General features: G+C 43.4%; 12 protein-coding genes. All 12 read left to right on the plus strand.

The annotated features are described in order from the left end of the window. The first annotated feature begins 217 nt into the window (after nucleotides 1–217). The 12 genes from NC238_14230 to NC238_14285 all read left to right on the plus strand — a co-directional run bounded on the left by NC238_14230 (nucleotide 218) and on the right by NC238_14285 (nucleotide 15,364). Nucleotides 218–799: a copper amine oxidase N-terminal domain-containing protein gene (locus NC238_14230; protein MCM1567063.1), complete on the plus strand. Its 582-nt coding sequence runs from the start codon at nucleotides 218–220 to the stop codon at nucleotides 797–799. A 256-nt stretch (nucleotides 800–1,055) separates the two neighbouring features. Further along, nucleotides 1,056–1,313: a hypothetical protein gene (locus NC238_14235; GenBank protein ID MCM1567064.1), complete on the plus strand. Its 258-nt coding sequence runs from the start codon at nucleotides 1,056–1,058 to the stop codon at nucleotides 1,311–1,313. Nucleotides 1,314–1,819: 506 nt separating this feature from the next. Continuing rightward, entirely contained in the window at nucleotides 1,820–2,053 is a 234-nt protein-coding gene (locus NC238_14240) for a helix-turn-helix transcriptional regulator (protein MCM1567065.1), read from the plus strand. A gap of 18 nt (nucleotides 2,054–2,071) precedes the next feature. Then, a complete protein-coding gene (locus NC238_14245; GenBank protein ID MCM1567066.1) occupies nucleotides 2,072–5,311 on the plus strand; it encodes an SNF2-related protein in 3,240 nt (1,079 codons plus the stop codon). Beyond that, nucleotides 5,304–5,957, plus strand: coding sequence for a DUF4391 domain-containing protein (locus tag NC238_14250; protein MCM1567067.1), 654 nt, complete (start codon nucleotides 5,304–5,306; stop codon nucleotides 5,955–5,957). Before NC238_14245 ends, NC238_14250 begins: the two co-directional genes overlap by 8 nt. Then, the gene (locus NC238_14255) at nucleotides 5,954–6,367 is read left to right on the plus strand and encodes a hypothetical protein (protein ID MCM1567068.1); all 414 of its coding nucleotides are present in this window, start codon (nucleotides 5,954–5,956) and stop codon (nucleotides 6,365–6,367) included. Before NC238_14250 ends, NC238_14255 begins: the two co-directional genes overlap by 4 nt. Then, nucleotides 6,354–6,623, plus strand: coding sequence for a hypothetical protein (locus tag NC238_14260; GenBank protein MCM1567069.1), 270 nt, complete (start codon nucleotides 6,354–6,356; stop codon nucleotides 6,621–6,623). Before NC238_14255 ends, NC238_14260 begins: the two co-directional genes overlap by 14 nt. A 14-nt stretch (nucleotides 6,624–6,637) precedes the next feature. Then, complete coding sequence (locus tag NC238_14265) at nucleotides 6,638–8,584, plus strand: site-specific DNA-methyltransferase (GenBank protein MCM1567070.1); 1,947 nt, start codon at nucleotides 6,638–6,640, stop codon at nucleotides 8,582–8,584. Further along, a complete protein-coding gene (locus tag NC238_14270; GenBank protein MCM1567071.1) occupies nucleotides 8,584–9,723 on the plus strand; it encodes a PDDEXK nuclease domain-containing protein in 1,140 nt (379 codons plus the stop codon). The genes NC238_14265 and NC238_14270 overlap by 1 nt, the downstream gene beginning before the upstream one ends. After that, the gene (locus tag NC238_14275; GenBank protein MCM1567072.1) at nucleotides 9,720–12,767 is read left to right on the plus strand and encodes a DEAD/DEAH box helicase family protein; all 3,048 of its coding nucleotides are present in this window, start codon (nucleotides 9,720–9,722) and stop codon (nucleotides 12,765–12,767) included. Before NC238_14270 ends, NC238_14275 begins: the two co-directional genes overlap by 4 nt. Before the next feature lie 170 nt (nucleotides 12,768–12,937). Continuing rightward, nucleotides 12,938–13,933, plus strand: coding sequence for an SAVED domain-containing protein (locus NC238_14280; GenBank protein ID MCM1567073.1), 996 nt, complete (start codon nucleotides 12,938–12,940; stop codon nucleotides 13,931–13,933). Nucleotides 13,934–13,993: 60 nt separating this feature from the next. Further along, the gene (locus NC238_14285; protein MCM1567074.1) at nucleotides 13,994–15,364 is read left to right on the plus strand and encodes a nucleotidyltransferase; all 1,371 of its coding nucleotides are present in this window, start codon (nucleotides 13,994–13,996) and stop codon (nucleotides 15,362–15,364) included. Nucleotides 15,365–15,636: the final 272 nt, after the last annotated feature.

A 15,636-nucleotide genomic window follows, 5' to 3' on the forward strand; every position in this document is an offset into this window, starting at 1 on the left:
TTCAGGGCGGAATTCCTTTTTTCGGGATGAAGCTAATGATCAACGCGCAGATTCTGGATATGCTGCCCTATATCACCACGATTTTGGTGCTGCTGTTTATTAACCTGCGCAAGAAAAAAGAGTATAATCCGCCGGCTAGCCTGGGTAATTCTTACTTTAGGGAAGACCGCTAATCAACATAGGGGATGAAATTCTGAACATACGAGGAGGAATTACAATGAAAAACACTAAAAACTTTATCTCTGGTTTGCTATTGGGATGCTTGATTGCTACGGGACTTCCCGTCATGGCCTCTGGCATAAATGCTAAAATCGATGTGGTTTTGGATGCGGTAAGAGTTCAGGTTGATGGAAGGGAAGTTCAGGCCAGTAGCATTCTTTATAACGGAAAAACCTATCTAGGCATGAGGGAGGTGGCGGAATTGGTGGGTAAAGAGGTGGTCTGGAACCAAGAAACATTTACGGCGAACATAGCCGAAAAGGGAAGCATTGACACATATGCCGTCCCTCAAAACAAAAGTGGATTTGTAGCCATGGAAATTCGTGATGGCATACCCTACACAGCCAAGATAGATGGCATCGAATATTATTCTTCCATAAAGTTGACTGACATTTTCAAAGAACACGGTTTCAGCCATGGCTTATACGCTCCTGATGCCGGCTTTACTCATGGCTTCAAGCTATCCGTCTTTAATGAGGAGAAAGCAGTCATTGACAGCGTTCCCTATGTCATCGAAGAATCACGCATTTATATTGCGAAAGACTATGTAGAGCAAAACATACTTCCCCTACTCAAATAGGTAACAACACAACTCAATGAAATAAAAAGAGGAGGGCATTACCGACTTGGAGCTTAAGGATATATACAATAGGATGTGACCATAGTGCGCTCACAGCATACTATATCCATCGAAGCTGAATACTTGGAGATGTAACTCACAGCTTAAAAAACCTGCGAAAGTGAACAGAAAAGGACTCGCACTCATTCTATCAGGCTGAGTTCGAGTCCTTTTTACGGGTTATATGGCTCTCCGTTTGGCTTATATGCTGGGAGGAGTGCTATCCTTAGTTGCTGACTATATAACGTCGCCGGTAATCTGCGGCTGCTCTGCGGGAGGAGCAATTGGTGCGCTCGACGGACATTCTGCACCGCCCATAATCCCGACCTGCTTATTGATGTCGCCATCGCTGCCGGTCGTACCGCCCATGATACCGACCTTGTTGCCGGTGAACTCATCGTCGGGATTGCTGACCATTGTTCCGACGCTGCCGACCTCGTCAACAATCTACCCGAAACCCGGAATCCAGACATGAGGCTTGCTGTCTATTACGCTTCTATCGCCTGGCTTTGGTTCGGTGGAGGCTGGTGCGGATTTTAATACAGCGTGAGATATCGGAGCTTTCGGCGGTGCTGTTTCTTTTTCTGCCGTTACCTCAGCTATCTGTGGCTCACTTTCTGCAGCAGTCTCCGTTACCGGGATAGGCATATCTGCGGAGATAAAAATATGCAGCCTTTCCTCTGACCGAGTCTCAACTTTGGTGCTAACGGTGGTTTTTACAGGCTCGGCGGGTAAATTCCCGACCTCGGCGCTCCGTGGTCACACAGCGCGACACAGGCGATTATTTGCTTTTTCATATAGATCAACTCCCTTCTCCAACAGACATACCCCAAGTCGGCGGAGATAGCTACACTTATTTCGATAAACGCACTCAAATTTCGCATGATTATGGACTGAAACTTTACAAATGCGTAAAAAGTATTGTAAAACACATGCAAATTTTGGTATAATAAGTTGAAACTTATGAAACAGGTGGCGCATATGAAAGTAAGTTATAAAAAACTATGGAAGCTCCTTATCGACAGAGATATGAAGAAGAAAGATTTACAGTTGGCGGCTGGATTGAGCTCGACCACTATTGCCAAACTGTCAAATCACGAAAATGTCAGCATGGATGTCCTGATAAAAGTATGTACTATTCTCGGCGTTGACATTGGCGATATTATGGAGCTCGTTCCAAATGCTCAACCCGACACAAAGCAAGATAATGTATAATCTTAAGGGGAGCAGAGTATGGAGATATTCGACAACATAACAAAAAGAGTAATAGATGATATGGCAGTGACTATCGAAAAAGACAGCCGCCTTTCGATAGCTGCCGCATGCTTCTCCATATATGCATATCAAGTTTTGAGGAAACAATTCGACCATATTAATGAGCTTCGCTTTATTTTTACATCCCCTGCATTTGTCACAGAGAAAGCACCTAAAGAAAAACGTGAGTTTTATATCCCACGCCTTAATCGAGAGCGAAGCCTTTATGGATCAGAGTTTGAAGTGAAACTGCGCAACGAGTTGACGCAGAAAGCCATCGCACGCGAGTGTGCCGAATGGATAAAAAAGAAGGTTACGTTTAAGTCAAATACCACGGCGGAAAACATGAGTGGGTTTCTCAACGTGGAGTCCGGCAATGAGAAGATTACATATATGCCGCTGGGCGGATTTACCACAGTGGACATTGGCTGCGAACGTGGAAATAACAGCTATAACATGGTGACGAAAATTCCTGCTCCGCACAGTCAGGAATTCATTCGGCTGTTTGAAAGCATCTGGAATGACAGAACGAAATTACAGGATGTAACCGAAGCGGTCATCCAAAGCATAACCGCCGCTTATAATGAAAACTCGGCGGAGTTTCTTTATTTTGTTGCCCTTTACAACATCTTCAACGAATTCCTTGAAGATATATCCGAGGATGTACTGCCCAATGAAGCGACCGGCTTTAAAGAAAGTAAAATCTGGAACATACTTTATGATTTTCAGAAGGATGCCGCCCTGGCCATCATCAATAAGCTGGAAAAGTACAACGGGTGCATCCTTGCCGACAGCGTAGGTCTTGGTAAGACTTTTACCGCTCTTTCTGTTATCAAGTATTATGAAAACAGAAATAAATCCGTTCTTGTTTTGTGTCCCAAAAAGCTGACCGACAACTGGAACACATATAAAGACAATTATATAAACAACCCGATTGCTTCTGACCGGCTGCGGTATGATGTACTCTATCACACAGACCTGTCCAGAAATCATGGACGCTCCAACGGGTTGGACTTGGATCGTCTGAACTGGGGAAATTATGACCTCATCGTTATCGACGAGTCGCATAATTTCCGCAACGGCGGCGAAGTTTACGGCGATGACGCAAGAGAAAATCGTTATTTGAGGCTTCTGAATAAAGTAATCCGCCCCGGCGTAAAGACAAAAGTTCTGATGCTTTCGGCAACACCTGTAAACAATCGCTTCGTTGATTTACGCAATCAGCTGGCGCTTGCTTACGAAGGTAATCCCAACCTCATAAACGAAAAGCTGAGTACGGCAAAGCCGATTGATGAGATATTTCGTAATGCCCAAAGAGCGTTCAATGTTTGGAGAGATTTAGAGCCGGAGAAAAGAACGACGACGACGCTGTTGAAGATGCTGGATTTTGACTTCTTTGAGGTATTGGACAGCGTTACAATCGCTCGTTCCCGCAAACATATTGAGAAGTATTACAATATGGATGATGTCGGCAAGTTCCCTGAAAGGCTCAAGCCCATCTCCTTGAGACCGAGCCTGACGGATTTAAGTCATGCCATAAATTATAATCAGATATACGATGAGCTTATGAAATTGAATCTGTCGGTCTACATACCGACCGACTTTGTCTTTGAAAGCAGATGGGAAAAATATGTTGATCCTGACCTCAATATTAACCGCGCCGGTCGTGAACAAGGTATCCGCCGTTTGATGAGCATCAACCTTTTGAAACGATTGGAAAGCTCTGTCTATTCTTTCCGGCTGACCCTTCAGCGAATCAAAAAGCTGATAAATGATACTATCGCTGAAGTTGATGTATTTGAGGCTGGCGGCGACGCTGACGTTGAATTAACGGAGTTCAACGAAGATGCGGATTTCGATTACGACGATCAGAATACAGATTTCTTTACCACCGGCAGGAAAATAAGAATCGATTTAAACGATATGGACTACGTCACCTGGCGCAGCACCCTCAGGCAGGATTCTGATGTCCTGGAGCTTTTGACGCTTATGATTGCCGACATAACACCCGAGTACGACACTAAGCTGCAAACCCTGCTAAAATTGATTTCTGATAAAATCGATACCCCGATTAACAAGGGCAATAAAAAGGTGCTTGTATTTTCAGCGTTTTCGGACACTGCGGAATATCTGTACCAGAATGTAAGCGGATTTCTAAAAGGCAAATATGGTCTTGATACTGCGATGATAACAGGTACGGTAGACGGCAAGACTACGATTCCGAAGTTCAGGGCGACTTTTAATAATGTTCTGACTTGTTTTTCACCTATATCTAAGGACAAAGCCCTTCTTATGCCTGGGTTAACAGATCAAATTGACATCCTTATAGCTACCGACTGCATTTCCGAAGGTCAGAATCTTCAGGATTGCGATTATCTTGTGAATTACGATATTCACTGGAATCCTGTCCGTATTATCCAGCGGTTCGGTCGTATTGACCGTATCGGCAGCAGGAATGCGCAGATACAGCTTGTTAACTTTTGGCCGGATTTGACGCTGGACGATTACATAAACCTAAAGAGCCGTGTGGAAACCCGCATGAGGATATCCGTCATGACCTCCACTGGAGACGACGACCTAATCAACGCAGAAGAAAAGGGTGATCTTGAATACCGAAAAGTGCAGCTTAAGCGTCTGCAGGAGGAAGTCGTTGATATCGAGGATATGTCCAGCGGTATTTCTATCATGGATTTAGGGTTAAACGAATTCCGCCTTGACCTGCTGGACTACATTAAAAATAACGGCGATTTGGACAAGACCCCTTTCGGTCTCCATGCTGTAGTCCCCACCAAGGACGATACGCCTCCCGGCGTCATCTTTGTGTTAAAGAATATCAATGGCGGCATGAACATCGACAACCGGAACAGGCTTCACCCGTTCTATATGGCATACATAGCAAACGACGGCGAAGTGGTGTACGACCACCTTTCTCCCAAAGAAATGCTGGATAAGATGCGATATCTCTGCAAGGGAAAGACTGCTCCGCTGGCAGATTTGTGCCGGGATTTCAATCAGGAGACCAATGACGGCAGAAATATGTGCCACCTTTCGGAATTGCTGTGCGGTGCGATTAACTCCATCATTGATGTCAAGGAAGAAAGCGACATCGACAGCCTGTTCAGAAGCGGCGGCACTTCGGCTTTGAATACGAACATAACAGGCTTGGATGACTTTGAACTGATCTGCTTTTTGGTGGTGCGAGGTGCTTCTCATGATTGAGTTGCCGCAAGGAACAGCATTTAACCGACGTATTCCTAAGCAGAAGTTTTATGAAAATCTGTCCGTTAATGCGGAGCTCAAACGGATTTTTATTGAACAGATTAATGTGATTTACTGGCGAAACAAAATATCCCCCAGCACAGTTAATGTTGCCGCAGGGAAAACCGTTTCAGAGATTGAGGTCATAGAAATACGTTTGAACCAGAACAGTCTTGATAAAAGGGTTTTACAGCTGATTGACAGAGAGATTCCATATCATATCCTTTTTCTGCTGACGCATGAGAATCAGGTGCAGGCATGGATTGGTTATAAGGAGCAGAGTCAGGGCGGCACGACGGCTTTTAAGCAGGGAACGTATTATAACACTGGGTGGATGAACTCGAACGAATTATCTTTCCGGCTGGACGGGCTCAATATGGATGCGGTGTATGAAGGCTTCATCCGGCAGATTGCCAGGGAACGGCTGGATGACATGCCTGGTGGGGATATAAAGGATGCTGTCGTCCGTGATGAGCGGCGGCAAAAGCTGCAAAAAGAGATTACTGCTTTAGAAAATAAAGTATATAGAGAAAAACAGTTCAATAAACAAGTCGAGCTCAACAGTCAGTTGAAGCGGCTGCGAGGGGAATTGGAGGGGTTGAGATGAGTTGGGATGATGTGTGGAAGATTTGTTTATCAGTCCTTGTGAGTTTGGGCGGATTCGCAGGAATATTAACATTAATAATTCGGTTTTCATCAGATATTATTGCTGATCGCCTTTCAAAAAAATACGAATTAAAAATAAATAAAGAATTTGAAAGCTATAAGAACAATCTTGATAAAAAGACTTACATTAGTAAAACAAGATTCAATAAGGAATTTGAGATTCACCAAGAATTATCTGAGAAAACTATTACAATGGTGTTTAATTTTGCGGAGATTGCGAGAACAATTCAACTTAATCAGGAAGATGATAAAGAAGCAATTTCAAGCGTGTGGAAGGCTGCTGTAGAATCTTACAATGAGGCTAACAGAACTACTCGCAAGTACGCTCCTTTTATTAATGAAGGAATATAAAGAGTTCATTGATTTAGGGGATAAATGTAGAAACCAATTGAATTATTATTTATCACACTACAAAGACCTTCCCTTTGAAAAAAAATGGGAGCGTCTTTGGGCGGTTGCAACTGGTAATGTTCCTGATTACAGTAAATTCGAGACTAAGCAAGACTTTGAAAATAAATTCAAGGTCAATCAACAGGAGATTTCGGTTTCTTTAGATACATTAATGAGTACATTAAGAACCTATTTATCGAGTTTGGATGTTGTATAAGGAGGAACCCAATGATGAACAAGCCTAAATTTGAAACGTCGAGCCTAATTACAGAGAGCGTGGCGAAAATAGCGGAGCTTTTTCCCGGCGCAGTTACCGAAGGGAAAGTAAATTTCGACCTGCTGCGTTCCTTGCTTGGTGATGAGGTGTATGGCAATGAAGCCTATGAGTTTACCTGGGTAGGTAAAAAAGCCGCTATTGCAGAGGCGGGACGACCTATTCGCAAGACGCTTCGCCCTTGTGTGGAGGAAAGCAAAGACTGGGATACCACCGGAAATCTTTACATAGAGGGCGATAACCTTGACGTGCTGAAACTATTGCAGGAGAGTTATCTCGGCAAGGTGAAGTTGATTTATATAGATCCGCCGTATAACACGGGAAATGATTTTGTTTATCGAGATAACTTCACGCAGGACAAAGATGAATATGACGAGGAAGCGGGTGTATTTGATGAAGATGGTGACCGCCTGTTCCGAAACACCGAAAGTAATGGGCGTTTTCATTCCGATTGGTGCAGCATGATGTATCCGAGGCTGGTGTTGGCAAGGAATTTACTACGGAATGAAGGGGTTATATTTATTAGTATTGATGATAATGAGCAGGCAAGTTTGAAAAAGCTCTGTGATGAGGTCTTTGGGGAGAGATATTTTATCGGTTGTTTTGTATGGAAAAGGCGCACTTCCTCATCTATGGATCAATCTAAAGCATCAACAGATCATGAATATGTTATTGCGTATCATAAAGGTGGATTTACAGCATTAAAGGGAACAGAAAAAGATTATGCAGGATATTCGAATCCAGATAATGATCCACGAGGAATATGGACAACTGGTGATTTGACTGTCGGCATGAATGGCGATATGCGTCCAAATCAATACTATGATCTGATTAATCCTGCAACCGGAAAAGTATATAAAGCAAATTATAATCGGGTATGGTCTTATACTCCTGACAGCATGAAAAGACTTATTGATGAGAATAGAGTTATATTCCCTGAAGACACAAGCAAGCGTCCTATGTTAAAACGATTCGCAAGCGAATTAAAAAGCGATACAAATCCTTTTTCTACTTGGATGAAGGATATCGGATTGAATACCGAAGGTACACGTATAGCAAATGCATTATTTAACAATACAAGCATGTTTAACTACGCAAAACCAATCAGTTTAGTTAAAAATGTGATTGAACAAGTTACGTCTGACAACGATATTATTCTTGACTTCTTTTCCGGCTCTGCCACCACCGCCCACGCAGTCATGCAACTCAATGCCGAAGATGGTGGCAACCGCAAATTTATCATGGTGCAATTACCTGAACTCTGCACACCAGACAGTGAAGCTGCTAAGGCAGGCTATAAAAACATCTGCGAAATCGGCAAGGAGCGCATTCGCCGCGCAGGTGAAAAAATTGTAGCGGAAGGTATTTCTAAGACTACAATGAAAAAGATCGGGGGAGAGGTGTTAGAGCCGGTTCTTACTGATGACGGAATGATTGAACATTCCTCGACAACAGAGTATGAAATAAAAACAGAAAGCAAGGCGATTTATTACCTGGATATAGGCTTCCGCGTTCTCAAGCTGGATGATACCAATATGAAAGATGTGTACTACGCCGCAGGCAAGTACACGCAGGACTTGCTTGCCGGTATGGAGGACAACATCAAAGATGACCGTACCGATATGGATTTGCTTTATGCCTGTCTGCTGGACTGGGGTCTGCCTCTCTCCATGCCGCACACTCATGAAAAAATAGACGGCTTTACCGTCCATACCTATAACGAAGGCGATCTTATCGCTTGCTTCGATAAACAAATTAGCGATGCGGTGGTTAAAGAAATCGCCAAGCGCCAGCCGTTGCGTGCTGTTTTCAGGGACAGCAGCTTTAACAGCTCGCCTGAAAAAATCAATGTAGAAGAAATCTTTAAGCTGCTTGCGCCGAATACGAATGTGAGGGTGATATAATGGACGATAAAAAACTTGCCCTCACGCCGCAGGGCGACGAAACAGAGTTCTATAAGAAGGTCTCCGACCTGCTCACAGCAGCTCGCCAATACGCAAAACGGCAGTTGGACAGCACCATTGTCACAACCTATTATGAAGTCGGCCGGATGATTGTGGAGCGCGAACAGCAGGGTCAAAAGAGAGCTCAATACGGCACAAAACTTATTAAAGGACTGTCCGAATACCTCACCGAGCAATACGGCAAGGGCTTTTCGGTCGTAAATTTAAAAAGCATAAGAAAATTTTACCAAGTTTACTCGCCGTCAATAGGGCAATCACTGACTGCCCTTTCTGAAAAAAATGAAAAATTTGATTCGCTGATTAGCCTGTTTGACGTAAATGTGCAAAAAGGGCAGTCGCTGACTGCCCAATTCAAATTATCGTGGACGCATTATCAAAATTTGATGCGAATTGAAAATGAAGCCGCCCGCCGTTTTTACGAAATCGAAACTTTTAACCAACAGTGGTCGGTCAGGCAGCTGCAGCGTCAGGTCGGCAGTTCTCTCTATGAGCGGCTGGGGCTTTCCCGCGACAAGGACAAGGTTATGGCGTTGGCGAACGAAGGTCAGATCATCGAAAGTCCTCGTGACATCTTCAAGTCACCGTATGTACTGGAATTTACGGGACTTGAGGAACGGTCGGAATACAGCGAAACCGAACTTGAACAGGCTCTGATAGACAACCTGCAGAAGTTCCTGCTTGAACTCGGCAAAGGCTTTCTGTTCGAAGCACGGCAAAAGCGGTTTTCGTTTGATGATAAGTCGTTCTATGTTGATCTCGTATTCTACAACCGCCTGCTCCAATGCTATGTTCTCGTTGACCTCAAGGTTGCCGAGCTGAAGCATCAGGACTTGGGTCAGATGTTGATGTACGTCAACTACTTTGACCGTTATGTCAGACAGGCGTTTGAAAAGCCCACGATAGGTATTCTACTGTGCAGTCAGAAAAATGATAACATCGTTGAATTAACCCTGCCGGAAGACAGTAATATTTACGCCTCGGCATACAGCCTTTATCTCCCCGACAAGGCTTTATTACAACGTAAGCTTGCCGAATGGGTCGAGGAGTTCGAAGAGGAACACGGAGGTGACGGCAAATGAAGCTGCAGTTTAAGCATCAAAAATTTCAGGCAGATGCGGCAAAGGCTGTGTGCGATGTGTTTGCCGGACAGCCCTTCCTCACGCCCAGCTATATGATGGACAAGGGATATATAAAGAACGAACAGATGACCATCGATGAAGCCGAGCGCTTCACTGGCTTTGGCAATTCCAAGCTCGTGTTGGAATTAAACGATGGAGTTATCCTTGAAAATGTCAACAAAATTCAACGCAGTAACCAGATTGAGCCGTCCAAGGAATTGGAGGGGTGGTATAACCTGACGGTGGAAATGGAAACCGGCGTCGGCAAGACTTATACATATATCAAAACTATGTACGAGCTCAACAAGCGGTACGGCTGGAGCAAGTTCATTATTGTCGTTCCCAGCGTCGCTATCCGCGAGGGTGTGTATAAGTCGTTCCAGATTACGGAGGAACACTTTACCGAGGAATACGGAAAGAAGATCCGGTATTTTATCTACAATTCTGCCCAGCTGACGGAGATTGACCGCTTCGCTTCCGACAGCGCTATCAATGTGATGATTATAAATTCTCAGGCTTTTAACGCCCGCGGCAAGGACGCCCGTCGTATTTACATGAAGCTCGATGAATTCCGAAGCCGTAAGCCCATAGATATCCTTGCAAAAACAAATCCAATTTTGATTATTGATGAACCGCAGTCGGTGGAAGGTGCAGCTACAAAAGAGCGCTTAAAAGAGTTTAACCCGCTGTTCACGCTCCGCTATTCGGCAACTCATAAGAAAGACAGCGTTTACAATATGGTTTACCGCCTGGATGCTATGGAAGCATATAACAAGAAGCTGGTCAAGAAAATTGCCGTAAAAGGAATTTCCGTTACCGGCAGCACAGCTACCGAAGGATATGTATATCTGGAGGGCATTAATCTCTCTAAGGGAAATCCCACTGCCACCATTGAGTTTGATATTAAAGGCGCAAGCGGCGTCCGCAAGGCAACACGCATTGTTGGCGAAGGATATAATCTCTACCCCAATTCCGGCGAACTCGCTGAATATAAAAATGGGTATACCGTTACGCGTATTGACGGCAGGGACAGCTCTATTGAGTTTACGAACGGCATCAAACTCTTTGCCGGTGATGTTATGGGTGCGGTCAGTGAGGAACAGCTCAGGCGCATTCAAATTAGAGAGACTATTCTCTCTCATATCGAACGGGAACGGCAGTTGTTCTATAAAGGCATCAAGGTTTTGTCGCTTTTCTTTATCGATGAGGTCGCCAAGTACAAACAATATGACGCTACTGGACAGCCTTTTAATGGTGTGTATGCCGATATGTTCGAAGAGGAATATAAACAGGTCATCGGCAATCTCCAACTTAAAATCGGCGATGGAGACGAATACCTGAAATATCTTGGCAAAATTACCGCCAAAGAAACTCATGACGGTTATTTTTCCATAGATAAAAAGAGCCATCGCATGGTAGACAGCAAGTTCGGTGACAGGCAGGAGCGTACCTCTGACGATGTGGACGCTTATGATAGGATTATGAAAAATAAAGAACTCCTGCTGGATCGCCGCGACCCACTTCGGTTTATCTTCTCTCATTCTGCCTTGCGTGAAGGCTGGGATAACCCGAATGTGTTCCAGATATGCACGCTTAAACAAAGCGGCAGCGATGTCCGTAAACGTCAGGAGGTCGGGCGCGGTTTAAGGCTGTCTGTAAATCAGAACGGCGAACGCATGGACACCAACTTGCTGGGTGAGGATGTTCACAATATAAATGTTCTTACCGTTGTCGCCAACGAAAGCTACGACAGCTTTGCCAAAGGGCTTCAGGCCGAACTGGCCGAGGCTGTGGCTGACCGTCCTCGTATGGTCACGATGGAACTCTTTAAGAACAAAGTGATTAAGGATGTAAGCGGCGCTGAACAGGTTATTGATATTGAACTGGCTCAAAGTATCTACGAAGGGCTTATCACCAGCGGATATGTGAAGAAAGGTATCCTCACCGACAAATATTATGAGGACAAGAAAAACGGCAGTATCGAAATAGCTGAAGAAGCTGTGGATTGCAAAGATTCTGTCATTGCTATTCTTGATTCAATCTACGACAGCCGAGCCATGCAGCCTGAAAACGCACGGAAAAACAATGTTGAACTCAAACTGGACAAGGCCAAGCTTGGTTTGCCGGAATTCCAGAAGCTGTGGGCTAAAATAAACTCCAAGTCCGTTTATGTGGTGGAGTTTGATCAGGATGAATTGATAAAAAAATCAATAGCTGCTCTGAACCGCGACCTTCGCGTATCAAAGATATTTTTCAAGGTCGAAACCGGGACGATGACCGACATCCAGTCACGGGAGCAGCTGCAGCAAGGAGCGGCTTTTGTCAAAGAAGAAAACGAGGTTTACAAGGCGGAGTTTTCTTCCAGTAACGCTGTGAAATATGACCTTGTAGGGAAAGTTGTTGCAGAGACAGGGCTTACCAGAAAAGCGGTTGTGAGCGTCCTGCGGGGAATCGATAAGGTTGTTTTCAGTCAGTTCGCCAATAATCCCGAGGAATTTATCATTAAAGCAGCTCAGATTATCAACGAGCAAAAGGCGACGACAATCATTCAGCATATCACTTACAATAAGCTGGACTCCGTATATGAAACCACTATTTTCACCGAGCCGACGCTGAAAGGACAGCTTGGCGTTAACGCCATGGCGGCCAATAAGCATCTGTACGACCACATCCTCTATGATTCGACGAACGAAAAAATCTTTGCCGAAAGCGTCGATACCAGTAATGAGGTGGCGGTCTATGTGAAGCTGCCGAACGGATTTTTCATCAGTACGCCGGTTGGAAAGTATAATCCTGACTGGGCAATTGCTTTCCATGAAGGTAAGGTCAAGCACGTTTATTTTGTCGCCGAGACAAAAGGCTCCATGTCCTCCATGCAGCTCCGCGAGATTGAAAAGGCAAAAATCCACTGCGCTCGTGAACATTTTAAGGCAATCAGCACCAGTTCTGTCGTATATGACGTGGTAGACAACTATGCGGCATTATTGGACAAGGTTATGAGTTAATTGTTTTGATAAACGATTAAACTTGGCGAGGGGGTATTTAAATATTAAGTTTTGTAATCACTATATCAATGCTTTTATTAGCGTTCCTCGTCTGGGTTATAGTGATAAATACAAGTAAATCGAAGCAGACGGCGCTTCCGCTGCTTTTGATCCATGAAGGGTTTGGATTATTGGGTAGCGGTATTCTCGATTGCTTCGATTTCAATTTTACCTTGAATATTAACACTAAGTTTGGTATTGCTTCAGGCTATGTTAAAAGCCCTGAGACCAATTATATTTTATTAGGATGCGGAATCGTTCTCATTATTTTAGGCATAATTCTTTGGCGGTCAGTCAGAAAGAGGATATATGTTCTGAATATGTTAGGAAGAATCAAACATGAAATCAGCGACATCAAATCCGTTAATGCCCTGAAGTTAAAGGATTATCAAGTAAAAGAAACCATTCTTGATTTACGTTGGGCGGCAAGCGATGTAAATCCGCAGACATGGGAAAAAGCAAAAATACAGATTGATGAATATGTCAATGAGTTTTCTGCTCGCTCTGATGCTTCTACTATTTGCTTTACCGGCATGGCTCCAATCCCTTTTGAAGTTTACGCCGGTTCATGTATGAACGGGCATATGACTAAGCGGTTTTTCGAATATAAGCGAAGCGAGGATACCTATTACGAGCTAATACATAAATATAATTTCAGCCCGATAGAATGGATAAAAAATAAAAAACTACCTGTTTTGACAGAAGGAGTGTTGGTGGGAGACGATTCTGCCGAGGTAGTTATTGCTGTATCTATAACTCAGACCGTACAGGATTCTGATCTGATACAATTTAATTGTCCCACAATAAGACTTGGAATCACTAATCCCAAAGATAATACCCTAACCAGCATTGTGCAGTTAAAAGATTATGTTGATAAAACCAATGAATTGATAATAAAACTTAAAGATGTCTATCCAAAATTATCACGAATTCATTTAGCCTGTGCTGTACCAAGCTGCTACGCATTTGACCTCGGCAGCAAGCTGGGGCATTTAGATAATAGATTCCCTGAGATTGTGGTGTATCACTATGTTTCAACAGCAACGCCTAAATATAAATACGGTATTGTCGTGACCGGTGAGAATAAAGGTAATCTGGTAATCAATGATTATGTGACAAAACAATAAGTTATCAATTTCAGCCACGAGTGCGAGCATGGTTGCTTCGGCCCGAAAGGATGTGTAAAGTTGTTCGATTTATCTTCAGAATTTGAAAAGTTTTATTGCGATGAAATAGTCTTACCCCAGGGTGCTCAAAATGACCTTCGTGCTAAACGGAACACAAATATACGGAGACTGAAAAGTGGTCTTAAGGAGTATAATGAAGAGCACGGTACTTCATATAGTGTTTCCGAGACTTTTACCCAAGGCAGTATGGCAATGCATACTGTGATTCAAAATGATTCAAATGACTACGATATCGATGTCGCTATTGTATTCGACTCGGATAATATTAAAGATTTAGGTCCTCTATCCGTTAGAAATATCGTCGCAGATGCCATCAATCGTAAAAAGGGAAATCTCGGGACAGAACCCGAAGTTAAAACAAACTGTGTCAGAATTAAATATAGCAATGGGTACCATGTGGATTTTGCCGTTTACAGAAGAACAAAAAATGGCAACGGCACTTACAGCTATGAACATGGCGGGAGTGCTTGGCGAAGTCGAGACCCCAAAGCCATATCAAATTGGTTCAGTGATCAAATAAAATCAAAAGGAGCTAAACTGCGCAAAACGGTTCGCTTACTTAAAACATTTAGCAAATCACGATATTCGTGGATAATGCCTGGAGGTTTGATACAAACTGTTCTTTGCGATGAGCAATTAAGCACGGGATATGACCGTTTAGATGAGACGTTTTACTACTTAATGAAGAACATCCGGGACAGGCTTAAGATTTATATCGAGGTTTATAATCCTACTGATACCGGCGTATCACTCCTTTTAAAACAAAGTGACCGCGATAAAATGGATACCCTAAAGAGCAGACTTGATACATATGTGGCAAAACTTGATGTCTTATTTGACAGTAATTGTAGTAAGTCCGATGCTTATAATGCATGGCACGAGGTATTCGATCATGACTTTTGGACTCTTGCTTCCGTTACTGAATCGGCATCTTTTAGCAAAAGTGAATTTGAAAGAAGTGCAGTTGTTTTTTCAAACACGGAAGAATTTATCGAAGACGAGGTCAATATCAATGAGATTTATGAAGTTGAAATTGATTGTGAAGCGACTGGAGATGGTTTTAGAACAGGTCCAATAAGTACATATATAGATAAAATTTTGAAAAAATTCTTGCCCCATAATTTAAGCCTGAAATTCTATATAAAAGAATGTAATGCTCCAAAACCATATGATATCTGGTGGAAAGTTCGAAACGTTGGTCCTGAAGCCGAAAGAAGAAATTGTATCAGAGGGGATCTACTGAAAACCAATTTACCCGAAAGAAAAGAATCAACCAAATTTTTTGGACCACATTATGTTGAGTGCTACATCATAAAAAATGGTGTATGTGTTGCGATTGGGCATATTGATGTTCCAATTGGGCATTCGTAAAGTATAAAGAGAGGCGTCATCCTTCGCGGGACAACGCCCTCTCTTTTGCATTTCCGTATCGGTTTGGGGTATGGTTCAATAAGTTTCCCTATTGAAACGTGCCTTCCCTCTCTTTTTTGTTTTTGACAAAGAACGCACTGTAATCAGGGAGTGCTTTAGTAACTTAGCCGGCGGAGAGTGAGCGCAACTAATTCAGCCTTTTTTAATATTGGTTTCGGTGGGGAATAAATACATTGAGGGCTTGTCCCAGGACTTCTACTTCAAGAGGCAGG

This window comes from Dehalobacter sp., from assembly GCA_023667845.1.
Taxonomy (GTDB): domain Bacteria; phylum Bacillota; class Desulfitobacteriia; order Desulfitobacteriales; family Syntrophobotulaceae; genus Dehalobacter.